This window comes from Mucilaginibacter frigoritolerans (assembly GCF_007830615.1).
Taxonomy (GTDB): domain Bacteria; phylum Bacteroidota; class Bacteroidia; order Sphingobacteriales; family Sphingobacteriaceae; genus Mucilaginibacter; species Mucilaginibacter frigoritolerans.
In genome coordinates, this window is sequence record NZ_VLLI01000018.1 from 46,384 (window position 1) to 73,168 (window position 26,785).

Annotated in this window: 17 protein-coding genes and 1 tRNA gene; 11 read left to right on the plus strand and 7 right to left on the minus strand. The window is 41.0% G+C overall.

Translation table 11 applies throughout. From position 1 onward, the window contains the following. Nucleotides 1-2: 2 nt before the first annotated feature. From JN11_RS22495 to JN11_RS22520, 6 genes are all read left to right on the plus strand, one after another. Nucleotides 3-2,168, plus strand: coding sequence for a xanthine dehydrogenase family protein molybdopterin-binding subunit (locus JN11_RS22495; protein ID WP_144916352.1), 2,166 nt, complete (start codon nucleotides 3-5; stop codon nucleotides 2,166-2,168). A 48-nt stretch (nucleotides 2,169-2,216) separates the two neighbouring features. After that, a complete protein-coding gene (locus tag JN11_RS22500; RefSeq protein ID WP_144916354.1) occupies nucleotides 2,217-4,346 on the plus strand; it encodes a xanthine dehydrogenase family protein molybdopterin-binding subunit in 2,130 nt (709 codons plus the stop codon). A 23-nt stretch (nucleotides 4,347-4,369) separates the two neighbouring features. Continuing rightward, a complete protein-coding gene (locus JN11_RS22505; RefSeq protein WP_144916356.1) occupies nucleotides 4,370-5,512 on the plus strand; it encodes an XdhC family protein in 1,143 nt (380 codons plus the stop codon). Nucleotides 5,513-5,704: 192 nt separating this feature from the next. After that, complete coding sequence (locus JN11_RS22510) at nucleotides 5,705-6,304, plus strand: TetR/AcrR family transcriptional regulator (RefSeq protein WP_170227831.1); 600 nt, start codon at nucleotides 5,705-5,707, stop codon at nucleotides 6,302-6,304. 29 nt (nucleotides 6,305-6,333) lie between these two features. Then, nucleotides 6,334-7,590: a beta-ketoacyl-ACP synthase II gene (gene fabF / locus JN11_RS22515; protein WP_144916359.1), complete on the plus strand. Its 1,257-nt coding sequence runs from the start codon at nucleotides 6,334-6,336 to the stop codon at nucleotides 7,588-7,590. A gap of 133 nt (nucleotides 7,591-7,723) precedes the next feature. Further along, nucleotides 7,724-8,311: a 2OG-Fe(II) oxygenase gene (locus JN11_RS22520; protein WP_144916360.1), complete on the plus strand. Its 588-nt coding sequence runs from the start codon at nucleotides 7,724-7,726 to the stop codon at nucleotides 8,309-8,311. A gap of 84 nt (nucleotides 8,312-8,395) precedes the next feature. Here the strand turns inward: JN11_RS22520 and galA are convergent, their stop codons facing one another. Continuing rightward, nucleotides 8,396-11,260: a beta-galactosidase GalA gene (gene galA / locus JN11_RS22525; RefSeq protein WP_144916362.1), complete on the minus strand. Its 2,865-nt coding sequence runs from the start codon at nucleotides 11,258-11,260 to the stop codon at nucleotides 8,396-8,398. A gap of 311 nt (nucleotides 11,261-11,571) precedes the next feature. Here galA and JN11_RS22530 point away from each other — a divergent pair, with 311 nt between their 5' ends. The 4 genes from JN11_RS22530 (at nucleotide 11,572) to JN11_RS22550 (ending at nucleotide 18,622) form a co-directional block, all read left to right on the plus strand. Further along, complete coding sequence (locus JN11_RS22530) at nucleotides 11,572-14,028, plus strand: glycoside hydrolase family 95 protein (protein ID WP_144916363.1); 2,457 nt, start codon at nucleotides 11,572-11,574, stop codon at nucleotides 14,026-14,028. 20 nt (nucleotides 14,029-14,048) lie between these two features. Further along, nucleotides 14,049-14,810 carry a GDSL-type esterase/lipase family protein gene (locus JN11_RS22535; RefSeq protein WP_144916365.1) on the plus strand — a complete coding sequence of 254 codons (762 nt, stop codon included), beginning with the start codon at nucleotides 14,049-14,051 and terminating at the stop codon, nucleotides 14,808-14,810. 137 nt (nucleotides 14,811-14,947) lie between these two features. Next, nucleotides 14,948-15,325, plus strand: coding sequence for a hypothetical protein (locus tag JN11_RS24690; RefSeq protein ID WP_211360885.1), 378 nt, complete (start codon nucleotides 14,948-14,950; stop codon nucleotides 15,323-15,325). Nucleotides 15,326-16,141: 816 nt separating this feature from the next. Then, entirely contained in the window at nucleotides 16,142-18,622 is a 2,481-nt protein-coding gene (locus tag JN11_RS22550) for a TonB-dependent receptor (protein ID WP_144916366.1), read from the plus strand. Between the two features lie 196 nt (nucleotides 18,623-18,818). Here the strand turns inward: JN11_RS22550 and JN11_RS22555 are convergent, their stop codons facing one another. The 3 genes from JN11_RS22555 to JN11_RS22565 form a co-directional block, all read right to left on the minus strand. After that, complete coding sequence (locus JN11_RS22555; protein WP_144916368.1) at nucleotides 18,819-20,231, minus strand: alpha-L-fucosidase; 1,413 nt, start codon at nucleotides 20,229-20,231, stop codon at nucleotides 18,819-18,821. Between the two features lie 19 nt (nucleotides 20,232-20,250). Beyond that, complete coding sequence (locus tag JN11_RS22560) at nucleotides 20,251-22,551, minus strand: GH92 family glycosyl hydrolase (protein ID WP_144916369.1); 2,301 nt, start codon at nucleotides 22,549-22,551, stop codon at nucleotides 20,251-20,253. Nucleotides 22,552-23,139: 588 nt separating this feature from the next. Continuing rightward, a tRNA-Asn gene (locus JN11_RS22565) sits at nucleotides 23,140-23,213 on the minus strand. A 257-nt stretch (nucleotides 23,214-23,470) separates the two neighbouring features. Here JN11_RS22565 and JN11_RS22570 point away from each other — a divergent pair. Continuing rightward, nucleotides 23,471-24,385: a PfkB family carbohydrate kinase gene (locus JN11_RS22570; RefSeq protein ID WP_144916371.1), complete on the plus strand. Its 915-nt coding sequence runs from the start codon at nucleotides 23,471-23,473 to the stop codon at nucleotides 24,383-24,385. Between the two features lie 102 nt (nucleotides 24,386-24,487). Here JN11_RS22570 and JN11_RS22575 read toward each other — a convergent pair whose 3' ends face one another. The 3 genes from JN11_RS22575 to murB all read right to left on the minus strand — a co-directional run bounded on the left by JN11_RS22575 (nucleotide 24,488) and on the right by murB (nucleotide 26,702). Further along, a complete protein-coding gene (locus JN11_RS22575; protein WP_144916373.1) occupies nucleotides 24,488-24,724 on the minus strand; it encodes a cytochrome b5 domain-containing protein in 237 nt (78 codons plus the stop codon). Nucleotides 24,725-24,899: 175 nt separating this feature from the next. Further along, complete coding sequence (locus JN11_RS22580) at nucleotides 24,900-25,436, minus strand: RNA polymerase sigma factor (protein WP_144916374.1); 537 nt, start codon at nucleotides 25,434-25,436, stop codon at nucleotides 24,900-24,902. Nucleotides 25,437-25,682: 246 nt separating this feature from the next. After that, entirely contained in the window at nucleotides 25,683-26,702 is a 1,020-nt protein-coding gene (gene murB / locus JN11_RS22585) for a UDP-N-acetylmuramate dehydrogenase (protein WP_144916376.1), read from the minus strand. Nucleotides 26,703-26,785 lie beyond the last annotated feature (83 nt).

Sequence of the window (26,785 nt, forward strand, 5' to 3'; positions counted from 1 at the left end):
GTATGAAAGACAGCGCAATAAACAAGGAGGGGCTTAGTCGGATAGACGGCCGCTTAAAAGTTACCGGTGCCGCAAGGTATTCAGCAGAATATACTCCTGCAGGGATGGTTTATGGCGTTTTAGTAGGCAGCACCATCACCAAAGGCAGCATCCGGTCAATAGATACCAAGGCAGCAGAAAAAGCGCCGGGAGTTTTGGCTGTCATATCACATTTCAATTGTCCCAAAATACCGGGTTACCAAATAGCCAGCACTGAAGCAGGCAAGCCTGAACCGAAAGGCACTTACAAATTATTTTACAACAACAAAATACTATTTAATGGTCAGCCCATTGCTGTGGTAGTGGCCGATACTTTTGAACGTGCATTATTTGCGGCTACGCTGGTTAAAGCGCAGTACACTTCCCAAGCCTATCAAACAAGTTTAAAAAACAATACAGCAAGCGCTTTTGCCGCTGGCGAAAACGGAGAAAGCAAACGTGGGACTGTTGCTGCCTGGAAGACAGCACCGGTTAAACTTGAACAGGAATATGTTATTCCATCAGAGGTGCATAATCCGATGGAACTGCATTCAATAATTGCACATTGGGACGCCGAAGACAAACTGACCGTTTGGGATAAAACACAGGGTGTTAAGGATACACAGGATGGCATTGCCAATATATTTAAGATTCCGAAAGAAAACATACAGGTAAATTCAAAATTTGTGGGCGGGGCCTTTGGTAGTGCGCTGCAGGTTTGGCCGCACGAGGTAGCAGCAATAATTGCTGCCAGGGTGGTTAAAAGACCTGTTAAGTTAATGCTGGGCCGCGCAGATATGTTTACCTCTGTAGGATATCGCCCGCATACCTGGCAAAAAATCGGCATCGGCGCTACTGAAGACGGTAAGCTGGTAGGTATTAGTCACGAAGCCATTGGACAAACATCAACCTATGAAGATTTTAACGAGGAGCCGGTAAGCGTAAGCAGGTCTACCTATGCCTGCCCCAATGTAAATACCAACTATAAGTTAACAGCACTTGATATAGGCTCACCTACCTGGATGCGGGGCCCCGGTGAGGCAACTGGCGCCTTTGCACTCGAATCGGCATTAGATGAATTGAGCTATGCGCTGAATATTGACCCGATAGAACTTCGGCTTAAAAACTATGCCGAAACCGACCCGGAAAGCGGCAAACCTTTTTCAAGCAAATACCTGAATGAAGCTTATAAAATGGGGGCCGATCATATTGGGTGGACTGACCGTAGCCCAAAGCCCGCATCAGTTACAAAAGACGGATGGCTAATAGGCTATGGCATGGGTGGTGGCATGTTTGGCGCTTACAGAGACCAGGCAACCTGCCGCGCTGTTATGATAGCCGATGGAACATTGCTATTACAAACTGCCGTAAGTGATATTGGCCCGGGAACGGGTACTGCCATGGTAAGCATTGCAGCCGAAATAATGGATATACCGGCTGGAAAGATCCGGTTTGAAATGGGCGATTCTTCGCTGCCTTACGCTCCATCCCAGGGTGGTTCATCAATAACGGCCACAGTGGGTTCAGCGGTGAATGATGCCTGTAAAGAATTGAAAGAAAAATTCAGTCAATTAGCCGGCAATACTGAAACACCAGACTATACCAAAATATTAAAAGACCATAACCTGTCCAAACTTGAGGTAACCACAGCATCTAAAGGCGGCGATAACATGAATAAATATGCCATGTATTCGTGGTCTGTTCATTTTGTAAAAGTATGTGTACATCCGACTACTGGCGTAGTTAAAGTAGACAAGGTGGTATGTGTTGCAGACTCCGGCCATATTGTAAGCCCTAAAACAGCAAGAAGCCAGATAGTTGGCGGCGCTATTGGAGGCATAGGCATGGCACTGATGGAAGAAGTAATTATTGATCATCGTTATGGCAAATTGGTGAACAACAACTTTGCAGATTACCATATACCCGTTAATGCCGACATACCACAAATTGAAGCCTTGTTTATTAACAAGCCCGATCCTTATATAAACCCAATGGGCGCCAAAGGCATGGGCGAAATTGCATTAATAGGAATGGCCGGAGCCGTTGCTAATGCAGTTTACAATGCAACAGGCAAACGGATAAGGCAGTTGCCAATTACACCCGATAAACTGATAGGCATTAACCAATCGGCTATGGTAAATGGTTCATAACATCCTGGTGCTCGAGTTTAAATTATAGTTTAGAATTTTTAGATCAATATGGAAAGCAAAATTTTGAACAAGCCAATTCCGGAAGAAGGATTGAGCAGAGTTGATGGCCGGTTAAAAGTAACAGGCAAGGCAAAATATTCAGCTGAATATGATGTAAAGGGCGTTTGCTACGGGGTAATGGTTGGCAGTACAATTACCAAAGGAAATATCAAATCCATTGAGACAAAAACAGCTGAACGCGCGCCGGGTGTACTTGCGGTAATTACTTATTTAAATTGCCCTAATATACCGGGGTATCATACCGATAATCAGCCGGATAAGGGCCCTCTTAAAATATTTATTGATGATAAGATCTATTTTAACGGTCAGCCCATAGCATTGGTAATTGCTGATACCTATGAGCGTGCTTTATTTGCCGCTTCGCTTGTAAAAGCCGACTATACTAAAGATCAGCATCAAACTGATCTTAAAGCTAACTTAAGTAGCGGCTTTTCTCCTTCCAAAGCAAAGGATTATTTACGTGGGCAGGAAGACGCTTATAAATTAGCACCTGTAAAAATTGAGCATGAATATACACTCCCTACTGAGGTACATAACCCAATGGAATTGCATGCCATTATCGCCTGCTGGGATGCTGATGATAAAATAACTGTTTGGGATAAAACACAGGGGGTAAAATCAACCCAACGCGTCATAGCTCAGGCATTTAAACTACCACCCGAAAATGTACAGGTAACCGCTCCATTTGTTGGCGGAGCTTTTGGTGCAGCTTTACGCACCTGGCCACATGAAATAGCTGCTGTGGCGGCTGCTAAATTGGTAAAGCGGCCCGTTAAACTAGTTTTGAGCCGGGCCGATATGTTTACCTCTGTAGGTTACCGTCCGCATACCTGGCAAAAGGTAGGTTTGGGCGCAACTGCTGATGGCAAACTGGTTGGCATTACACACGAAGCAAGCGGGCAAACATCTGTTTACGAAAATTTCACTGAAGGCGTGGTTAACATCAGTCAACTGATGTATGCTTCACCAAATGTAAATACACGTTACAGGATAGTTCCGTTAAATGTAAATACGCCAACACCCATGCGTGGCCCTGGTGAAGCAACCGGTGCTTATGCCCTGGAATCGGCCATGGACGAACTATCTTATGCACTAAATATTGATCCGATAGAATTGCGCATCCGCAACCATGCAGACAGCGACCCCTTAAGTGGCAAACCGTATTCAAGCAAATTTTTAAAAGAAGCTTACCAATTAGGCGCCGATAAAATTGGCTGGAGCGAAAGAAGTCAAAAACCCGGATCCCTTACAAAAGATGGCTGGCTGGTAGGTTATGGCATGGGGGCAGGTATGTTTGGGGCCTATCGCAGCAATGCTACCGTTACTGCCAGGCTAATGGCCGATGGAACTTTATTTCTGCAAACCTCTGTTACTGATATTGGCCCTGGAACAGGAACAGCGATGGCCTCTATTGCGGCCGAATCAATGGGAATCTCACCTGAAAAAATCCGGGTTGAATTGGGTGATTCTGCGCTGCCGCCTTCACCAACACAAGGAGGATCACAGGTAACATCAACAGTTGGGGCAGCCGTTTTTGATGCCTGTAAAGAATTGAAAGATAAATTCAGGCAATTGGACGGAGGAGCAGACAGCACAGATTATACAGCCCTGCTGCAAAAAAACAAGCTGCAAAAACTGGAAGTAACTACCGCATCTAAGGGTAGTGCTGCTATGAATAATTATGCGGCTTTCTCTTGGTCGGTTCACTTTATCCAGGTATATGTAAACCCTAATACAGGTGTAGTTAAAGTTAACAAAGCCATATCGGTTGCAGATGCAGGGCATATTGTAAGCCCTAAAACTGCTGCCAGTCAGATAAAAGGCGGCTCCATTATGGGTATAGGCATGGCGTTGATGGAAGAAGCAGTGATCGACCACCGTTACGGCCGTCTGGTAAACAATAATTTTGCCGATTATCACATGCCCGTTCAGGCAGACATACCACAGGTAGAGGCTTTATTTGTGAATAAACCAGACCCTTATCTCAACCCTATGGGAGCCAAAGGAATGGGTGAAATTGCTACTATAGGCGTTGCCGCGGCGGTAGCCAATGCCGTTTATAATGCTACCGGAAAAAGGATCAGGGAACTGCCTATTACTCCCGACAAACTTATATAATGCAACCTTGTTAATATTTGTGGATGAAGGAATTGATTGATATCGTAGCTTCTTATAATGAAGCAAATAAGCAATGCAAAAAAACTGCTTTGGCAACGGTGGTATTGGTTGAAGGATCTGCTTACCGAAGGGCCGGTGCCCGAATGCTGATTACCGAAGATGGCCAGCTTACAGGAGCAATAAGCGGCGGCTGCCTGGAAGGCGATGCCTTGCGCAAAGCGCGCATGGTGATTTTGCAACAGGAACCCTTATTAGTAACCTACGATACGATGGATGACGATGATGCCAAACTCGGCGTAGGTTTGGGTTGCAATGGAATCATTCATATTTTGATAGAACCTATCAATGATCAGCCCAATAACCCGATCGATTTATTGAACAGAATAATTAATAACCGGGGTAACGCGGCTTTAGTTACCCTATTTTCTATTGCTAACCGCAAGGCCCCGCAGCCCGGAACCTGTTTATGTTTAACGAAAGATAACCCGATTGCAAAAAAATCAGAGCACTTTAAATTTCAGGAGGCCATAGTTGATGATGCTGAAAGAGTACTAAAAAATCAGCGTTCTGAAACGATAATTTATACCGATCGGGAGGAGTATACTGCCTTTGTTGAACACGTAAAACCCCTGATCTCCTTAGTAGTAATTGGAGCCGGAAACGATGCTATTCCACTAACCAAAATTGCCGCTGTTTTAGGCTGGAACATTACGGTTATTGACGGACGCAATAACTATGCACTGCCGGAACGCTTCCCATCAGCCCCAAAAGTGATTGTAGCTAAAGCTGAAAACGTGCTTTCGCATATTGAAATTAATGAATGGACCGCCTTTGTGCTAATGGCACATAACTATAATTATGAATTTGCTTTACTAAAACAGTTATTGGCTCGTAATCTCCCATACATCGGCATTTTAGGCCCGAAAAAGAAATTGGAACGTATGCTTTGCGAATTGGAAGACAACGGGACTGAGATTACCGAAGAACAAGCAGACCATATTTATGGCCCTGTGGGTTTGGATATTGGTTCCGAAAGCTCAGAAGAAATTGCATTATCAATAGTTGCCGAAATTAAAGCAGTGCTATCTTCCAGAAAAGGTTATTCGCTAAAATACAAACCTGTGTCCATCCATTCGGAACAATTAAAAACCATAGCTTATAAATAAAATTCCTTGCCATTTTGGCCCAGACAATTTTATCTACCATAGCCATTACATTTTTTTCTTCCTGATTTAATGGTAAAAGCAAAATTTTCAATCCCTAATAAAATAACACAAGATAAGGCTCCATCAAAATAAAAATCATTCAACCTAAATAGTATTTTTTGATACATACCGAAAGGTATGTATATTTGTCACATGGGACGTAATGCACATATTCCTGCGCCGGATACTCAAAAGTTTATCATTGAGAAAACATCGGTTCTTTTTAATAAAAAAGGATATGCCGGAACATCCCTTTCTGATCTGGAAAAAGTTACCGGGCTAACCAAAGGCAGCATCTATGCGAATTTCAAAGACAAGGAAGAAGTTTCATTAAAGGTTTTCGATTATAATTTTAGCCAGCTTAGTAAAGCAATGTCTAAAAGAGTTTTTGAAAAAACTACAGCTAAAGAAAAACTATTGGCTTGCATGGACTTTTATCTCGACTTCTACCCCAACCTGCTTATTAATGGAGGGTGTGCCATTCAAAATGCGCTTACCGAAACTGATGATACTAACTCCGTACTATTTGAAAGAGCAAAAAGTGCGTTAATATCCTGGAAAGAAACAACAATAGCCATTATAAAAGAAGGCATTGCTAATAAAGAAATTTCGGATAAAATAACTCCTGCTGATTTTGCCATTTATATGATAGCCGTTGTAGAAGGTGCGATACTGGTATCGAGATCATTAAATGATCAGTCAGCTTTCCAATATATCCTTACCAAACTTAAAGGGGAAATAGCATCCCTATAATTTTTTTTAAAGAATAAATACCGATTAGTATGAAAAAAAGAAGAGTAGTAGTAACAGGGTTGGGTACCATCAATCCTTTAGGCAATAATGTTAATGAGTTTTGGAACAATTGTATTGAAGGTAAGTCGGGGGCCGGACCGATAACTAAATTTGATTCCTCAAAATTCAAAACCCACTTTGCATGTGAGGTGAAGGGATTTAATGCTGAAGATTATTTTAGTCGAAAAGATATACGGAAGTATGATCTGTTTACGCAATATGCCGTTGCTGCAACAGATGAAGCAGTAAAAGATGCCGGACTAAATTTTGAAGGATTGAACGATAAGGAAAGAGCTAAAATTGGCGTTATATGGGCGTCGGGCTATGGCGGAATTTCAACTTTTGAAGAGCAATTACAAGAGTTTTACAGTGGTGATGGCACCCCCAGATTTAATCCTTTTTTTATCCCTAAAATTATTACGGACATAGCTGCCGGCGTAATTTCTATGCGATATGATTTATACGGCCCTAATTATTGTACCGTTTCGGCCTGCGCTTCATCAAATACCGCCATTATAAACGCCTTTGACCTAATCAGGTTAGGACGGGCAAATCTGATAATTGCGGGCGGGTCAGAAGCATCCATTACCCCCGCCTCTATTAGGGGCTTTAATGCTTCGCAGGCACTATCAAAAAGAAACGATAGCCCTGAAACTGCTTCCCGGCCATTTGATATGGAAAGAGACGGATTTGTAGCGGGCGAGGGTGCAGGGGCGTTAATCATTGAAGAGTATGAACATGCCATAAACAGGGGTGCCATTATTTATGCCGAATTTATGGGAGGAGGTATGGCTACAGATGCCTATCACCTTACTTCCACTCATCCTGAAGGGCGTGGCGCCGCATTAGGTATGCAGGCAGCCCTGGAAGACTCAGAACTCAGCGCTTCTGATATAGCCTATATTAATGCACATGCAACTTCTACTTCAGCAGGCGATTTAAGTGAGTTAAAAGCGATAGCTTCTATTTTTGAGGGCAATAGAAATGTACTGATTAGTGCTACAAAATCAATGACAGGACATCTGTTGGGAGCCGCCGGAGCAGTAGAAGCCATATTAACAATATTGGCTATTCGTCATCAAACTATTCCGGCTACAATCAACACTACCTCAATTGATCCGGCCGTGCCGAAATGCCTTAATATACTTATTGGTCATGCTATTAAAAAAGAGATAAATTATACCATGAATAATACTTTTGGTTTTGGCGGCCATACCGCAACTTCGATTTTTGGAAAAATGGAATGATGTATATCAATTAATTGCAAATGGCAACCTATTGTTCAAAAGTAAATTTCAGAAAACAGGGATTGAAGGGCGTTAGTCTGACAGAATAAAAGCTAATCCGATTAATCTGCCGATTTATCTTAACTTAGTTCAATTGGAAATCACATTTGATGAACTGATCGACAGTTACCTTGCCACTAATGTGGGTACAGTTAAAAACTTTCTTAGTAAAGCGCTGTCAGCTCATTTAGCCGATAATATAACTGCGCTTTATGCTGATGGCCTGCTGCTTTCCGCTGGTACTGGGAATGATTTGCTGGTAAAGCATGATAAGCGTATACGAAGTGATAAAATTTATTGGTTAGACCGGATTCATAATAATGTTTATGAAAACGATTTTTTTGATCTGATGGACCGCTTTGTTAAACACCTCAACAGTACCTGTTATACGGGCATTACTGGTTATGAATTTCATTATACACTTTATGAAAAAGGAAGCTTTTACAAGCGGCATCTGGATAATTTTAAGCAAAACGGGACCAGGGCCTTCTCTATGATCATGTATTTAAACAATGAAGTTGATGGTGGCGCATTACGCATTTACCAGGGAAATGCCTCACAGGATATTACACCCAATGCCGGTAAAAGCGTATTCTTTAAAAGTAACGAACTGGAACATGAAGTTTTGGTAACCCATTTACCACGAATGAGCATTACCGGTTGGTTAAAGATTGCCGGATAAGTCGGGTTGTTGCACTTGAAGAAATGCCAATAACAAACAACTGATAACACAATTCAATTTCAGCCTAGAAAGATGTTATTAATCTCAGTCTATAATCACGGTTCCCGCTAAACCCGCTTTAGAATCTGGTGAAGACTTGATCAGGATGTTCAATTGATGTTCGGTATTACCCGGAACAAATTTAACCTCTATATCTGCTTTTGTTTTGCTTGTTTTTACTTTTACTAATTTTTCATCCAGATAAACTTCCGCTGAACCTGTTACATCTTTTAATATAACTGTCCCCCCATTTATGCTCTGTGCTTTAAATGGTCTGAATGTTGTTCTATAGATAGCGAAGCTTCCGCCGACAAATTGCTGTAAAGTTCCGGGTTTTACTGGTGCCCAACTATTTTGGTCAAAATCGGTGACCTTTTGATTAGGGTCCGGGCGAGAAGAAAAGAATGGCGACAAACGCCAGTTATTAAGCGTCTGTAGCTGTTTTTGAATCGGGACAAATGGAATTTGCGGTGCACGTAAAACAGTTATGCTCACAGTATCGTTTACCAGGCCTTCAGATTTTGCGATCAACATTAGCTTGCCTTCACCACCTTCGGCACTTTGAAGTATCACCTGTGCCAGTCCATTATACAGACTGCGTTGATTGCCCTTATCCGGTTCATGCGAATTCGCATTGCCATTACCCAGGCCTATAATGACCCCAGGTCCCTGTACTTCAAATGTTACCGGTAGGTTCGCATTTTCAACAGGCAGGCCTTTTGCATCTAATACACGGACGGTTACCGGAACTGCATCCCAACCCTCACCCTTAATAGTTTGCCTATCGGGTATCAACTGCAACTTTACCGGCTTGCCTGCCGTCTCTGTTACAAAATGAGCAACCTCTTTGCCGTTTTTATAACTTATAGCTTCTAGCCTGCCAGGTGTGTAGGGTATTTCCCAGGTGTTCATTTCATATTTATCAACTACCTGTTCACCAATCTCTTTACCATTAAGAATTAGTTTTACTTTATCGGCGTTGGTCATGGCCATTATCTTGATTTTTTTTCCAATGCTATCTACAGGCCAGGTCCAGTGGGGTACCAGATGTAAAATAGGGCGGTCATCAACCCATTGGGCCTGGTGAATGTAAAATGCTGTTTTAGGAAAGCCGCACATATCCATTATACCAAAACTTGAACTGGCGGTAGGCCAGTTAAAAGGCTGCGGTTCGCCCCGGTAATCAAAACCGGTCCAAACAAAACAACCAGCTATAAACGGGCGCTCGGCTATGGCCTTCCAGCCTACCCGGTGTGTGGTACCCCAATCCGATGTCTGGCTGTCATAGTCGGCTAAAAAATGTTTTTTAAGATCACTGGTATACTCGCCTCTGGTATCAAGCGCCGATTCATCTTCAGAACTGATCATCTTCATAGTTGGGTTTTCTTTATGAAATCGGTCATAATTCTCAACCTGGTAATTAAATCCAACAATATCAACCGCCTGTGAAACATTAACAGGAGCAAATAAGCCGCCACTTGCAGCAGCTGTTACGTATCGGGTAGTATCTAGTTTTTTAACAACGGCATTCATCCGCCTAACCATTTCGTAGCCATTTTCGCTACCAGCCATTGGTTCCTCATTAAATACCGACCATAAAATGATACTTGGGTGGTTCCTGTCGCGGCGTACCATCCACTCCATCTGACGCATATACTCCGGCGAGGTGTTAAAATTTCTGTTCTCGTCCATTACCAATATGCCTATTCGATCACAGGCTTCCAGAAATTCGGCAGCCGGTGGATTATGAGAACAGCGGTATGCATTTACGCCCATTTCCTTTAACTTCTTCAGCCTGAAATCCCAAATGGAATTAGGCACTGCTACTCCTATGCCAGCATGATCTTGGTGGTTACAGGTACCTTTTAATTTAACCCGTTTATCATTGAGATAAAAACCAGAATCCGCTGTAAAACGAATAGTACGAAACCCGCAGGAAGTGATAAGGGTATCTATTCCGGCGCCACTTTGCTTTAAAATTGTCCTTACCTTATAAAGAGTGGGTTTATCAAGCGTCCATAATTGCGGGTTGGCTATTGGGAGAGATAAAGACGCTACGGTTTTATCCAGGGAAGCAGCTTGCGCATTTACGCGTGATTGTACAATTTCTTTCCCCTTTGGATCAATCAGGGTTGATTCCACCTCAATACTACTCTCTTTTTTTCCTGAATTTTCAATAGTAACCTCTACCGGAACACCCCATAAACCATTACTCTTTACTGGTTGCGCGTACACCCCATCAGTCACTATATGCACAGGCGAACGTTTTACAAGCCAGGCATGTCGGTACATTCCTGCGCCTTCATACCACCAGCCTTCCTGCGCAATAGCATCAACCCGTACGGCAATGGTATTTATTTCTTCCCCATATTTTGCAAAAGGCGTTATATCAATATATGAAGAGGTATAACCACACCAGTTACGGTGTACCAAAGTGCCATTTACCCAAATGGTACAAAATGTAGAAATACCATCAAACTGTAATTCAAGGTACTTACCATGATCGGCATTGTCAATCTTAAAACTTCGGCGGTACCATCCTATTCCTCTTTGTTTATATCCTTGCGATAAATTGGCTGTTGAATCAAAAGGCTGATCTACAGCCCAGTCATGTGGCAGATTAAGCACCCGCCAGTCTGAATCGTCAAATTCCGGAGCGGCCGCTCCCCAGGCCCTGCCTGCCTTAGCATTGGCATAGCTCATGCCATGGCCTGTAATTACAGGAAAAGGGACGTCACCCAAATGGAAACTCCAGCCTTTGTCAAATGATAAACGCTGTGCGTCGCTGTCCTGAGCAAAAAAAATGGCTACAATAATTAAAAACGCAAAACGTAACCTTAAAAGTTTAAAAACTTTTTTTTTGTTATAAGCAGGATAGCTTTCGCTTGATATAACTGAAGAAGAGCGCATTTTCATTAAGTTTTAGTTGAATCCTGTAAAGCTTATAAACTTTACAAAGAAAGGTATTGGTTAGTTGTTATTAATTTAGCTGGCATAACCTGGAGTGATCCTAAGATTATATTTTTTTATTCTTTATTAGAATTACTTTTTTTGCAATTCGTTAAATTTAAATTTTACATTCGATTTTGAGGGTTTTGCTATTTTCTTTTAAAGGATTGTTTATAATATTTTAAGTGTAATATACACAATTATTAAGATGTAAAAAATCTGATTTTTGAATCCTATAATTTGCTCTGTATAAAATAATAAAATCAAAAAGCATGAAACGTACTCTGCTCTTCATTTTTTCAGTTATCCCTTTCTCCCTCTTGGCCCAGCACCATTTAAAATTATGGTATAAACAGCCTGCCAAGATATGGACAGAAGCATTGCCTGTAGGCAATGGCCGTTTGGGCGCAATGGTTTTTGGTGATGTAAATGAAGAAACTATTTCACTAAATGAAGGGACATTATGGTCTGGCGGCCCGGTGAAAACTAACATCAATCCAGATGCACCTAAATATTTGGCCAAAGTACGCGAAGCATTATTGGTAAAGCATGACTATGCCGAAGCCGATAGGTTAGAAAAAAAGATGCAGGGGTTATACACAGAATCATACCTGCCACTTGCCGACCTGATTATCAATCAACAACTGAAAGACACTACAACATCTGCGTACTACCGTGATCTGGATTTAAGTAATGCAATAGCTACTACAAGGTTTACTTCTGCGGGCATCAGCTACACGCGTGAGGTTTTTTCATCTGCACCAAACCAGGTAATAGTTGTTAGGCTTACAGCCGATAAAACAGGGATGCTGAATTTTAAAATAGCTTCAAAAAGCCAGCTGCATTACCAGGTTACGACTAATAGTAATAACGAATTTGTGTTGAAGGGAAAAGCTCCATCACACGCTGATCCAAGTTATTACACTCATAACAACCACCCAGTTGAATACAATGATGCCGATAAATGTGCAGGGATGCGTTTTGAACTGATTATTAAGGCGATTAACGAAGGAGGAACAGTGGAAAGCGATAGTAGTGGTATTTCGGTAAAAAATGCAGCCTCGGTTACCTTATTAATTTCGGCAGCGACAAGCTTTAACGGTTTTAACCATTGTCCGGACAAAGACGAACACCTGCTTGCTGAAAACTATCTAAACAAAGCCTCCAAATTAACTTACGCAACATTACGCAACCAGCATATAGCCGACTATCAAAAATATTTCAACAGGGTATCATTTGAGATTAAAAGCAATACCCGTGATAAAAACGACGACCTACCAACCGACCAAAGAATAAATGCTTATACTAAAGGAGCTATTGACCCGGATTATGAAACGCTTTACTTTCAGTACGGGCGTTACCTGCTAATTTCGAGCTCAAGGCCCGGTGGTGCACCTGCCAATCTGCAAGGTATCTGGAATAATGAATTGCGCCCGCCATGGAGTTCAAATTATACTATTAATATCAACACAGAAATGAATTATTGGCCGGCAGAAGTTACTAATCTTTCAGAAATGCACCAGCCATTATTCGGATTAATAAAAGGACTTTCTGTTACGGGCAAAACTACGGCTAAACAGTTTTATAATATGAATGGATGGGTTGCCCATCACAATACAGATATATGGGCACAATCAAACCCAGTTGGCGACTTAGGGCATGGAGACCCTAAATGGGCCAACTGGACCATGGGCGGCAATTGGCTTTGCAGGCATTTATGGGAGCATTATTTATATACCAACGATAAGGCATTCTTAAAAAATGAAGCATATCCTTTAATGAAAGGCGCGGCAACTTTTTGTTTGGATTGGCTAGTTGAAGATAAAAATGGCTACCTGGTTACTGCTCCGGGCTTATCTCCCGAAAACGACTTTATTGACGAAAATGGAAAACAAGGTGACGTTTCTGTTGCCACAACCATGGATATGTCAATCATTTACGACCTTTTTACTAACCTGATCAACGCGTCGAAAACGCTGAATATTGACCCCAATTTCAGGGCATTACTTATAGAAAAAAGAAATAAATTATATCCGCTTCACATCGGCCAAATGGGCAATCTGCAGGAATGGTTTAAAGATTTTAAAGATGTAGACCCACATCACCGGCATGTATCGCATTTATTTGGTCTATATCCGGGCAATCAAATCTCTCCGGTAACTACACCTAAATTTGCAGCGGCGGCACGTAAAACACTTGAAATCAGAGGTGATGATGGCACCGGCTGGAGCCTTGCCTGGAAAATTAGTTTTTGGGCAAGACTATTAGATGGTAACCATGCTCACTTGTTGATAAGGGAGCTGCTTAAAACCTGCCTTCAATCGCAAACGGACGATCATCATGGAGGTGGTGTATACCCCAATATGTTTGATTCATGCCCGCCTTTTCAAATTGACGGTAATTTTGGCGGCACAGCAGGCATGGCCGAAATGCTTATCCAAAGCCATTTAAATGATATTTATTTGTTACCAGCACTGCCAGAAGCATGGAGCAACGGCGAGGCAAAGGGGCTTAAGGCACGTGGTAATTTCGTGGTTGATATGAACTGGAGCAACAGTAAATTAACTACGGCTAAGGTTCTTGCTGTTAATGGTGGCATTTGTAAAATACGTACTGCCGGTAAAATTAAGGTAAAAGAAGCTTCAGCAAAAAGCATTCACACCAATTATGGGTATGTAACGGCTTTTACTACTCAAAAGGGAAAAGAATATCACATAGTGGCATTGTAAATTAATTATTGAAAATAAGCATGAATAACAGAAGGGATTTCCTTAAAAAAGCATCCATAGCTGGTGTTGCTGCCTTAACGGGGTCTCAAATGTTGAGAGCCGGCGCGTATAACGAAGTATCATTATCAGATGATACTGTTTCAAAAACATTTCTTTTTCAGGGCGATTCAATTACCGATGGCGGCCGCAGCAATAACCTTGATTGGAACCACGTTTTCGGCCAGGATTATGCTTATTTGATTGTCAGTCGCCTAAATTTTGATTATCCGAACAGGGATTACAAGTTTTTTAACCGCGGCATTAGCGGCAACACCGTTGGCGACCTTGCTGCACGCTGGCAAAAAGATACACTTCAAATTAAACCAGACTTGTTAAGCATATTGGTTGGCATCAATGATGTATTTGCAGTGGTAGTGAAAGGTGAGAAAATTACTGCTGATGATTTTGGGCATACTTATGATACACTTTTGACCCAAACAATTCAGGCCTTGCCAAATATTGAACTTGTACTTTGCGAGCCCTTTATCTTGCCGGTAGGCATGGTTAAAAATAACCCAACTCTATGGACAACTGAAGTGCAAAAGCGCCAGCCTATAGTAAAGGAATTAGCTGCTAAATATAAAGCCGTTTATGTACCGCTTCAGGATGCGTTTAATAAAGCTGCACTTAAAGCACCAGCCGATCATTGGATTTGGGATGGCATTCATCCTATGCCAGCCGGCCATGAATTGATTGCCAGAGAATGGCTAAAAACCGTAAACAAGCATTATAAAATTTATTAATTGAAACCCCTTGATGATTGCTGAGTTTTGATACAACATAGGAAATTTTAACATAAACACATTTCTATTATTTAGAATAATTCTAAAAAATTCAACAATTGTAATTATCAATTGTTATATCCATTACCTTTGCGCAAATGCTCAAAAAAACCATTGCTATATGTTTGCTTGTTACGCTGATCAGTTCCAACTTTTCGCGTTTCTTCATATATGCAGGTTTTGAGCTGAACCATAAATATATAGCCGAGAACTTTTGCATTAACAAGAGCCGCCCATGGATGCATTGCAATGGTCATTGTTATTTCATGAGAAAGATTAAAGAAGCTCAGGAAAACGAAAAAAAACAAGATCGGGCTAATCAGCAAAACCATAATCAGGAAGCACTTCCGGCAATATTGCCTGTTTCATTACTGGCGTTTAAAGACATGGCACCGAAAGTAACTTATCCAAAATCAACTACTCCGGAGATAATTCACCGTTCTTACACTATTTTACTTCCACCAAAAGTCGTTTAATCCCCCTCAGAAATATTGGAGATACTGTTTGCTATCTCAAATTTCTCAATTTTTAATTCAAAGCATTTAGCCTCATTTATACCAGGCTATAATTGCGCTAATTAATCATTACCAAACGAAAATATAATTACTATTTCAAAAGGCATTTATTGATGGCCTTAACAACTATATGCAATCTGATTTTTATCAGTTTGTGTAAGAATAAAATGAATTTCCAGGCCACAATGAAAAGGGTCAAAAATATTCTGAGATAAATTAATATATGCTCAAACGACTTACCATATGGTTTCTGATCTTTGCAATTTTCATTGCGAATTTCGCCATGGTGTTTGTATATATGGGGTTCAAACTCAATCAACAATATATCGCTCAAAACCTTTGCATTAACCGGTTTAAACCAAGTATACACTGCAACGGACATTGCTATTTTATGCGAAAGATAAGGCAAGCGGAAGAAAATGAAAAAAAGCAGTCAACGAAAGGAAACTCAGGCCGGGTTGAAATATCTTTTTTCCAGGAGCCGTTTAGCATTTCATTCATAGAACCCATAATATCAGATAAGGCTGCAACAAGCTTTCGGTTTTTTGTTTATAGGTATATCAGCCAATATTTAAATTCCATTTTCCGACCACCCAAGTCGCTGGTGTAACCTGTATTGACGTTAAGCAGAATCTGCTGTACTCCCAATACCTGGCCATATACCGTTTTAAAATCAACCAGTTAAATGGTTGAAATCCCACTATTGCTTAGAATTAAAATAAGAGTAAGCATCCCTTATAACTTTAGGAAACTGCTGTTCTTATATGACAAATATATATGAAAACTCAATTACGATTTTTTAGTGCACTTTTTATTATATTGATTATATCCGCAGGCCAAACGGCTTTCGGAAAAACGACTATTAGAGACGGAAAAATCACAGGTAAGGTTACCGATAAAGTTACCGGACAACCAATACCTGGTGTAACGATTACTATACCCGATCTAAAAATAGCAACCAGCACGGATACAAACGGCATATATGTGCTGAAGCGACTGCCAAAAGGCGAATACCTCATCCAGGTTAGCGCGATGGGTTACGCGAGTGAGACTAAAATAGTTGACCTGGGCAATACTTATTCAGTAGATTTTAAGCTATCTGCCTCCAATTATGAACTTTCGGATGTAGTGGTAACGGCTTTGGGTAACACAACAACCAGAAAAAGGGCAACCATACCTATCACTATAGTTACCAATAAAATGATCAGGGAAGGTGTTGCCAATACAGCGATTGATTTAGTGTCCTCTCTGCCTGGTGTTAATGCAACAACAGAAGGATCAGGCACCAGTAAACCACAGATAAATGGCCTAGGGTTTGATCGGGTGTTGACCCTGATGGATGGTGTGCCACAGGAAGATTTTCAATGGGGAGATGATCATGGTATATTGATTGATCCTTATGCGGTACATGATGCTGAAATTATCAGAGGGCCCGCTTCACTGCAATATGGAGCCAGTGCCGAAGCTGGTGTGATCAGTTTCAAATCAGCACCTTTACCTGATAATGGAACTGTTTTGGGAAGTATACTTACCGAATACCATACCAATAATGGTTACCTGGGTACCTCATTAAATTTGGCAGGCAACAACAATGGATTTGTATGGGGACTGCAGGCAAGTGGTGAAGAAGCGCACAGTTATTCAAACCCTAAAGACGGTTACGTATGGGGAACAGCATGGAACCAGGTAAACGCCAGGTTAGTACTCGGCATAAACCGCACCTGGGGCTATTCGCGCCTAACCTTGAGCGCCTTGCACCGCAGGATAGAATTGCCCGATGGCAACCGCGACAGCACCGGACGTTTTATGTTCGACTCACCTCAAAACGGAAAGATTTACCCTACGCGGTCTGATTTCTTATCATATAACGCCAATATAGCCAGTGATAAAAGCTTAGGGGAATATCAGGCCTGGTGGCAAAACAGCATCAATGTAGGCAAAGGCCGCCTCGGGCTTGACCTTGGCTTTACCCGGAGTGTTCACCATGACATCGATACCGGAAGTGTTGGCTCTGGTAATTTACTGGTAAACGATATACCTTTCTCTTTCAAATACCAATTAGCGGGAGATAGTTCGCAATTGAAACTAACCACAGGCATCAACGGTCTTTATGAATTTCAGCATAATGGCGCTGCACCGCCTGCGCCATATGTACCGGATTATGAAATACCCAACTACACCAACTTTGAAATAGGCAGTTATGTCATCGTTGAAAAGAATTATAAAAATTTGACGCTGAGCGGCGGTTTACGTTTTGACCGCACAAACTTTATAGGCGACCCAATGTCATTAAACGATGCTGGTAATATTGTTCCAACCGGGGCACCGGGATCTACAGTACAATTTATCGGGTTTAATAACACGTACAGTGGCTTATCAGGAAGTATTGGCGCATCGTATCAGTTGCTTGATAATAATTATGTAAAGCTCAATATTTCAAAAAGCTACCGGGCTCCTGCAATTAATGAATTAACCAGCAACGGGCTGAATATTGGCTCAAACCTGGTGGAAGTTGGTAATATACACCTGAAAGCTGAACAAGGCTACCAGTTAGATTTAGCTTACGGCTATGATGGTAAAGATGTAAGTGTAGAAGCAGACGGTTTTTATAACCATATCAACAACTTCATTTTTGCAGATCGGACAGACGCACTATCAGACGGATTTCCTATCTATCAATATCTTTCCACCAATACCGCGATAATTGAAGGTATTTCCGGATTTTTGAATATACACCCCGCAACTGCTAAATGGCTGGAGTTAGATAATGGCTTCACCTACATCTATTCTCACATTCCAAATGCATCCGATTCAACACAGCATTTGCCTTATATACCAGCCCCTCACTTAAATTCTGAAATAAAGTTAAGGTTGAATGACAGGCACAATTCAATTTTAAAGGGAACTTATTTAAAATTCGGCTTACAACATGACTGGGCGCAAAACAATGTTTACAGCGCATTTTATACAGAACTCCCTTCTGCTCAATATACCCTATTCAATGCAGGCCTGGGTACCAATTTTGTTAACCCTAAAACAGGGCGAACCCTATGCTCCTTATATGTGAATTGTACTAACCTAACCAATGTGGCCTATGCTGACCACCTTAACCTGGCACAATACTTTCTGGCCTATAACGGCACACCCGCTACGGTAACCCGACAAAGCCAGGGGATTTACAACATGGGCAGAAATATCAGCTTTAAATTAATTTTCCCCTTTGGCGGTAACACTAACAAAACTGTATCAGCAGAGTAAATGGATATTAACAGCAATTAAAGATAAATTGCCTTAATAAGGGCCTTTTCCGGTCAATGAACGGAGAAGGCCCATAAGAGCTGAACAAGGGAAATGCAAAATCAGCGCATCTCCATAAGGGTAAAGTTTAACGCAGACAGGATACGCCTCTTTTTGTACGCTACAGTATTAATTTATGGAAAACCTTTTCATTGAATTATCTTTTCTCATTGTATACCTCAAATTCAGCAATTGATGGCTGATGATCTGCACCATCAATAGTGATCCGTGCTTTGGTGCCTTTTACCCCGTCAAAACGGTGTATCTTGATCCTGCTGGCATTATCTCCTTTAAAAACCATCTTCCATTGCCCATTCTGGTAATACTCAAGTGTATAGCTTTTGATGTTTGACTTTTCTTCAGCAATCACTATCGCGTTAAATGATTCTTCCTTTTTGAAGTCTATCTCATACCATGCTCCTTTATTAATAGTTGGATTAGATACCCACGATGAACCAAAATCATCATCATTGGCAAAATCCATAATTGCAGAGTCATCACTCCAGCTTGAATTTGCCTGTTGTTTTTTAGCAAGATTGTGTGATATAATAGGTGCTTCCATCTGTGGTAATTGCATTTTGCTACCATCATTATGCCATAACTCACCTATTTTCTTTAACGCCGCTAAAGCATTATCATCCATTAAACCATCACGGTTTGGTGCCACGTTTAATATAAAGTTGCAATTTTCCTTATTTAACGGGATCAGCGTTTCATTCACCAGCTTTACCGGGTCTTTTACAGGAGTTGTTGGATGGCTGGTTTCCCAGAACCAGTTTTGCTGCAATGGTAAACAGGCAATAGATGGCAAACGGTTTTCTTTATTGGCTATACGCTGTCCTGCTCCCATTTCATAGGTTTTAATATCAGAATAGTATAATGCCTCCTGCGGATATTTAGCACCATTCAAATCCATCAGCAGGCAATTTGGCTGTAAAGATTTCACCAGGTGATAGATTTCCTCGAATGGTATATCATCGTAGGAGATCCTTGACCATGGTGCATCCCAACCGTCAATAATCAAGGCCTCTATTGGACCATAATGGGTAAGCAGTTCTGTTAACTGCGCCTTTACCATTTTAATATGTTCAGGAGTGATACAGTTTGGCCTTAAATGGTGATGGGTATCCAATATAGAATAATACAAAAATACTTTTAAGCCGTTTTTGCGAAAAGCATCAGTATACTCTTTAACCACATCTCTTTTTAATGGGCTATTCATTACATTATAATCCGTTGTTTTGGTATCCCAAATACAAAAACCACTGTGATGCTTGGTGGTGATACAGCCATAGCTCATATTAGCTGATTTAGCTGCTTTTGCCCATTGATCGCAATTTAACTTTGTAGGGTTAAAGGCAGAAGCAGGCATTTCCGGATCGGGCCAGTCCTGATTAGCATACGTTGGGATATTAAAATGGATAAACATTCCAAAACGCAGGTCAACAAATTCCTGCTGTAATTCTGATAATGGCTTTACCGGGGTATTGTCTTTCTGCGCCTTCAGCATTGAAGGAAAAATGCTCAAAAGTAACAGACTTAGCGTTGCAATTTTTTTTATTGTACTCATTGTTATTGTATGTTTCTATCTAATTTTTATAGCCCCATAAAGGTGGTTGATCTTCGGCTTTTGTCCCCCATGATTTGTTGGGCTTAGCTCCCATAGTAAATTCCAGGTTGCTGCCATTCATAATATCATCCTGAGTAATATAGGTTTTATTATAAAGCTTACCATTCAGTTTTACCGATTGGATGTAAATATTTTGTTTGCCAATATTTTTAACACTCATGCTGAATATTTTATCATTTGATAAAGTCATTGATGCACTCTTTAATATCGGTGAACCAATGGCGTATATTCCATTGGCCGGGTTTACCGGGTAAAAGCCCATCGAACTAAAAATGTACCATGCCGACATTTGCCCGCAATCTTCATTACCTGCATAGCCAGATGAGGAGTTGTTATACAGTTCATTCAACACTTTTGATACATAATACTGGGTTTTCCAGGGTTGGCCTGCATAATCATACAGGTAGGCAATATGATGGCTTGGCTCATTACCATGTGCGTACTGCCCTATAAAGCCCGAGGCATTGCCATTAATATCTCCGGGTTTGTTAGCCAGTGTGAAAAAAGTATCCAGTTTGGCTGTGAATGACCTATCACCACCCATAAGCTTAATCAGATCAGGTATATTTTGCGGCACATACCATGAATATTGCCAGGCGTTTGCTTCGGTATAAGGACTGCCACCGTTGCCACCATAGCTAAGCGGATCAAATGGGGTTAACCAGTTACCATCCTTGTTCCTGGCCTGGAAAAATCCAGTTTTAGCATTATACAGGTTTTTGTAAAACGCTGATCGTTTTATAAAACGTTCGTAATCGGCGGTTTTACCCAGCTTTTTGGCTAGTTGAGCAACGCACCAATCGTCATAAGCCATTTCAACAGTAATGGATACGGATTGTGATTCAATATCTTCAGGTATATACCCGTATTTTTCCCAGGCTGTAAATGGCGAACCCGGATGGTCTGTAGTAGATGATGCCTTTACCGCTTGGTATGCTTTTTCGACGTCAATACCCGGGATGCCTTTTAATATAGCATCGGTTATAACGGGAATGGCGTGATTACCGATCATACAGTAATTTTCATCGCCCCAAAGCTGCCATATGGGCAAATAGCCATAGGTTTCATATTGCCTGATCATGGTATTGATAAAACCTGCCGTTTTTTCGGGCTGGATTAAGGTATACAAGGGGTGCGCCGCACGGTAAGTATCCCATAACGAAAAGGTTGAATACTGAACCTTATCCGGTGCGTTACGGATGGTCATATCCGTGGCCTGATAATCACCGTTTATGTCGGCTATATTGTTGGGCTGGGTAAACGCATGGTACAGGCCAGTGTAGAATATTTCTTTTTGTTCTTGTGTCCCCTCTATAATGATCTTGCTAAGTTCTTTCTCCCATTCATCAGCGTTTTGACTGCTTATTTTGTCAAAATCCCAACCAGGAATTTCTGCCATCATATTCTGTTTTGCATTTTCAATGCTTACTGATGATAAGGCTACCTTTACCGTTACCTGTTCATGATCTGTGGTGCTAAAATTCAAAGCTGCTTTTAAAGCAGTGCCGTTCAGCAGGGTAGTTGCATATGGTTTTTGTTTACCATTGGCCATTACAACGCTGTCAAATGGCTTGGAGAACTCTGCATGAAAGTAAACCTTACGCAGCCTTGCCCAACCCGTAATAATGCGATAACCTTCAATAGTATGATTATTGATAACCTTTATTTCACCTGCAATGATTCTGCACTCCCAGTAACCACGCTTTTTGTCCAGTGAATGATCCATGTCTATCACAATATGTGATTGCGTACTTGCCGGGAAGGTATAACGGTGCATGCCTGTATGTGATGCTGAGGTCAGCTCTGCGTTGATGCCATAATCTTGCAGCATTACCTGGTAATACCCCGGCCGTGCAGTTTCCTGCCCGTGCGAGAATGCAGAACGGTACCCGCTGCGGCTAATTTTAGCATTTCCTGGGTTAAGTTTTACCTCACCTGTGGTTGGCATTAATAATACATCAAACAAATCGGCAACCCCTGTACCACTTAAATGGGTATGGCTAAACCCTACAATAGTTTTATCATTATAATCATAGCCTGATGCCGGATCATCAGGAGCATCGCGTGTATCCGGACTTAACTGTACAAAGGCAAATGGCGTGGTTGGCCCGGGGAAATTACTGCCCGACAGACTGGTTGTATCTACCGCGCTTGTTCCTATAAAGGGTTTGACATAATTAACCAGTTTAACAGGCGGTATACTTTGCGCAGATACTCCCTGCCACAATAGAAAAAAAGGAATTACCAGTATTCTGTTCATTGATATATAATAAACTTATTGATTTTTTAATAATTCCGCTAATTTCTTATTAAGAGATTCACCAACCAAATCATTGTTGCTATTATTTGCAATAATCTTCCCGTCCAGGTCAATAAAAAAAGGGGGACGCCCTTAATGTTTTTCAGCGGTAAATAAATCTAACTGGTCGCCAAGATCGCTAATGCATTTACAATAGTCATCCAGCATCCGGTTTAGTGTGGCAATAATAAATTGATCTTTAATCTTAAGGTTTTTGTGAGCTGATTATAGACAACATAGTGTACAGTGAAATACCCTCTCTTCGTGGTGGTTAATGCAGATTTTAACATTGTAGTACCATCAACTTTCTTATAATGTATGAAAATATTTGCGCTCAAGGAATCCTTAATCAATGAAAGATCTGTTACATATTTATTACAGTTTTTCGTAAAGTTTGACAAAAAATCTTACGAAACTAAAATTTTGATGATATAGCCTCTGCATTTTGTAAGGGTGAAAATTATCGCCAGGGCAGCAAAGAATAGCATTTAATGCTCAAAATGGACCATTTTTATTAAAAAAAAGCCCCGCAGACATGCGGGGCTTTTGCTCCTGAGGCTGGGCTCGAACCAGCGACCCTCTGATTAACAGTCAGATGCTCTAACCGGCTGAGCTACTCAGGAATCATTTTCCGGTTTGGAGTTTGCAAAAGTATAATTTCTACGTTAATTTCACAACCCAAATTGAAAAAAAATGTATTTTTTTTCAATAGCATAAACAGACAAGTACCGAATGAAAAAACTAAGCATTGATTAACAGGCAGATAACCGTTATCCAGCCACCATAATTAATTAAATAATTTTGATGTTTTTTTTCAAAAAGCATGTTTTACGGGGTAATTTCACAATATTTGCGACAAAAAAACACAAGATAACCCGGAATGAGTTTATTAGTTATTGGCACCGTTGCGTTCGACGCTATTGAAACACCCTTTGGTAAAACAGATAAAATTGTTGGCGGCGCTGCCACTTATGCAAGTTTAGCTGCAGCTTACTTTTATGATAAAGTGAAAATTGTAGCCGTAGTAGGCGACGATTTTCCGCAAAGCGAGATTAAAGATTTAAATAATCATCATATCAATACTGAAGGGCTTCAAATAAAAGCAGGCGAAAAATCATTCTTCTGGTCGGGCAAATATCATAACGATATGAACAGCCGGGATACATTGATAACTGAGTTGAATGTATTGGCCGATTTTGATCCTATTATCCCATCATCATACCAAGATTGCGAATATTTGATGCTGGGAAACTTAACCCCGCAGGTTCAGCAAACGGTTATTAAACGTCTAACTAATCGCCCGAAACTAATTGTAATGGACACCATGAATTTCTGGATGGATATTGCACTTAATGATCTTTTGGAAACCATTAAAATGGTGGATGTATTAACTATTAACGATGCTGAGGCCCGCCAGTTATCAGGCGAATATTCATTGGTAAAAGCTGCCCGTAAAATTTTAACCATGGGTCCTAAATACCTTATTATTAAAAAGGGCGAGCATGGTGCGTTGTTATTTCATGAAGATAAAATATTTTCGGCACCAGCACTTCCGCTGGCTGAGGTGTTTGACCCAACCGGAGCCGGCGATACTTTTGCAGGTGGCTTTATAGGCTATATGGCCAAAGTAGGCACCGTTAACTTCAATAACATGAAGAATGCTATCATCTTAGGGTCGGCCCTGGCTTCATTCTGCGTTGAGAAATTCGGAACAGAAAAAATCAAAAACCTAACTAAAGAAGAGATTGCTGCCAGGGTTGATGAATTTGTACACCTATCAAAATTTGAGATATAATTTTTGATTTCGGAAGTCGGAATTTCAATTTCGGAATTTTATTCTGCATGTGAGATTCCGGTTTTAATATTTTATAGTAACATCCCGACTTAAGACTTTAGACTAGGCAAGCTTCCCTATCGGATCGAAATGCTGGAACACCCATTCATCATGAGGGGCATCTGATAGTTCGGCGGTAAGATCCTGGCCTGCCCAATGTTCATAATGCTTGCCATTGCGCCATAGCCTGCTGCGTGATACATCATAGATCAATCCCTTATAGGCTATCCATACCTCTGGCTTATCTTGTCCGTTGCGAAGGGCGAGTTGTGATCTGGTATAAACCGGCAATTCATTCATCCGGCTAAAATAATAAAATGAGCCTGCAATAACCTGCCAAAATATTTAAAATGCAAAGCGGCCCGAATGGTAACATCCGGGCCGCTTCTATATATATGGATTTGGATTTTTCAATTTGAAATCTTTCCCCTGCAGTATATAGCAAAGGGAAAGATTTCTGGATTATATATGCTGATTAATTTTCTGCATAAACAGGTTTTGCAATGCCATTGTCATACGCTTTCAAGCTCTTTTTTAACAGCTTACGGGCAACATGGATGCGGGTTTTTACTGTGCCGATAGGTATTTCCAGATGATCGGCAATTTCATGGTATTTATGGCCCTCAAAATACATGGTAAAGGGCACATAATAATCTGCGGGGAGCCTGTCTAAAGCTTTTTTCAAATCATCCATCACAAACTTAGCTTCGCCCTGATTTTTGGTTGAACTGAATACCAGGTTTGGAGAAGATATCTCGTCAGACTTGGTAACAAAGGTGTTCATCTTTATAAACCGGCGATAGTTGTTGATGAAAGTATTTTTCATGATAGTGTATAACCACCCCTTTAAATTTGTTCCTTCTTTAAACTTATTGTAGTAAGTTATGGCCTTCAACATTGTATCCTGGACAAGGTCGTTAGCATCATCTGCGTCGTGGGTAAAGTGTAAGGCGTAAGACCTTAGGGAGGTTGCCTGACGTAGTACTAGGGTGTTAAACTCAATCTTTGTCATACTGTTAAAGTTTTGTATTAGCAGTAAGGCAAACATAGTACCACTAAAAACACTATAGCCCATTTATATCCTATAGTTTAATCACAGGTTTAATCAATCGCCAACATAGTGTAAACCATACACAACAAAACATACAAATAACTGATAATAAGAAAGATAATAGCTATTTAAAATAACAAAAAGGAAATAAACAAGATAATCTTACAGATAAGATGCGATAAATTATTCTAGTTAAAATATAATAAATTAACTAATAATATTCACTTCGCGTTGTAGGATAACGCCAAATTTAGTGTACACACTGTCTATGATTTGCGACGAAAAACTGTACACTTCTCCGCCCGTTGCACCACCATGGTTAACTAATACCAATGCCTGATTTTTCCAGGTACCTGTATTTCCAACCACTTTTCCCTTCCATCCGCACTGTTCAATTAACCAGCCTGCAGCCAGTTTCACCTGGCCGTTAGCCGCGGGATAGTGCACTACTTCAGGGTGCTTGCTTATCAATGTATCAAATTCCAGAGCGCTGATAATAGGATTTTTAAAGAAACTACCTGCATTCCCAATGGTTGATGGATCTGGCAGTTTGGATACCCGGATATGTGACACCACCTGCGATACATCCTTCAGTGTAGGCGCATTGATGCCTCTTGCGGCAAGTTCCTGCTCAATGACTCCGTACTTTAAATTAAAGCTGGGCACAAGAGACAACAGAAATTTTACCGATACAATAATATATTGTTCTTTAAGCTCACTTTTAAAAACACTTTCGCGGTAATCAAACTTACAATCGGCTTTGGTAAAGATTTTAAATTGGCCCGTAGCAATCTCAAAAGCTTCACAGCTCTTAAAAACATCTTTCAGTTCCACACCATAGGCACCAATATTCTGTATTGGTGATGCCCCAACTGAACCCGGAATAAGGCTAAGGTTTTCCAACCCTGCATAACCACGCATAACATTATAATTCACCAAATCGTTCCAAACCTCGCCGGCACCAGCCTCAACATGTACATCAGTATGGCTAATGCGATGCTCAATACCGCGGATATTCATCCGGATAACCAGCCCGCCGAAATCATTTAACAACAACATATTGCTGCCACCACCAAGTACCAGCCTATCGGTTTGTTTCCATTTCGGATCCATGAAAAGTTCGGTCAGTTCCTCTTTTTTACTGATCTCAACAAAATAGCGGGCATTGGCCTCAACACCAAAAGTGTTGAAATTTTTAAGCGAAACGTTTTCCTGTATCTGCAACATGCAATCAATTTTCAGTTGCCGCGAATTTCGTAATTTAATCGGGAATAATGGAACCTCATTAAAATTGCATCATTAAATTACTG

Excerpts from the sequence above, each read along its gene's own strand:
- JN11_RS22530 (WP_144916363.1), top strand. The coding sequence starts at position 11,572 with ATGAAACGTACTCTGCTCTTCATTTTTTCAGTTATCCCTTTCTCCCTC.
- JN11_RS22560 (WP_144916369.1), bottom strand. The coding sequence starts at position 22,551 with ATGAACAGAATACTGGTAATTCCTTTTTTTCTATTGTGGCAGGGAGTA.
- JN11_RS22495 (WP_144916352.1), top strand. The coding sequence starts at position 3 with ATGAAAGACAGCGCAATAAACAAGGAGGGGCTTAGTCGGATAGACGGC.
- galA (WP_144916362.1), bottom strand. The coding sequence starts at position 11,260 with ATGCGCTCTTCTTCAGTTATATCAAGCGAAAGCTATCCTGCTTATAAC.
- JN11_RS22510 (WP_170227831.1), top strand. The coding sequence starts at position 5,705 with ATGGGACGTAATGCACATATTCCTGCGCCGGATACTCAAAAGTTTATC.
- JN11_RS22505 (WP_144916356.1), top strand. The coding sequence starts at position 4,370 with ATGAAGGAATTGATTGATATCGTAGCTTCTTATAATGAAGCAAATAAG.
- JN11_RS22500 (WP_144916354.1), top strand. The coding sequence starts at position 2,217 with ATGGAAAGCAAAATTTTGAACAAGCCAATTCCGGAAGAAGGATTGAGC.
- JN11_RS22555 (WP_144916368.1), bottom strand. The coding sequence starts at position 20,231 with ATGAGTACAATAAAAAAAATTGCAACGCTAAGTCTGTTACTTTTGAGC.
- JN11_RS22575 (WP_144916373.1), bottom strand. The coding sequence starts at position 24,724 with ATGAATGAATTGCCGGTTTATACCAGATCACAACTCGCCCTTCGCAAC.
- JN11_RS22535 (WP_144916365.1), top strand. The coding sequence starts at position 14,049 with ATGAATAACAGAAGGGATTTCCTTAAAAAAGCATCCATAGCTGGTGTT.
- murB (WP_144916376.1), bottom strand. The coding sequence starts at position 26,702 with ATGTTGCAGATACAGGAAAACGTTTCGCTTAAAAATTTCAACACTTTT.
- JN11_RS22550 (WP_144916366.1), top strand. The coding sequence starts at position 16,142 with ATGAAAACTCAATTACGATTTTTTAGTGCACTTTTTATTATATTGATT.
- JN11_RS22580 (WP_144916374.1), bottom strand. The coding sequence starts at position 25,436 with ATGACAAAGATTGAGTTTAACACCCTAGTACTACGTCAGGCAACCTCC.
- fabF (WP_144916359.1), top strand. The coding sequence starts at position 6,334 with ATGAAAAAAAGAAGAGTAGTAGTAACAGGGTTGGGTACCATCAATCCT.
- JN11_RS24690 (WP_211360885.1), top strand. The coding sequence starts at position 14,948 with ATGCTCAAAAAAACCATTGCTATATGTTTGCTTGTTACGCTGATCAGT.
- JN11_RS22570 (WP_144916371.1), top strand. The coding sequence starts at position 23,471 with ATGAGTTTATTAGTTATTGGCACCGTTGCGTTCGACGCTATTGAAACA.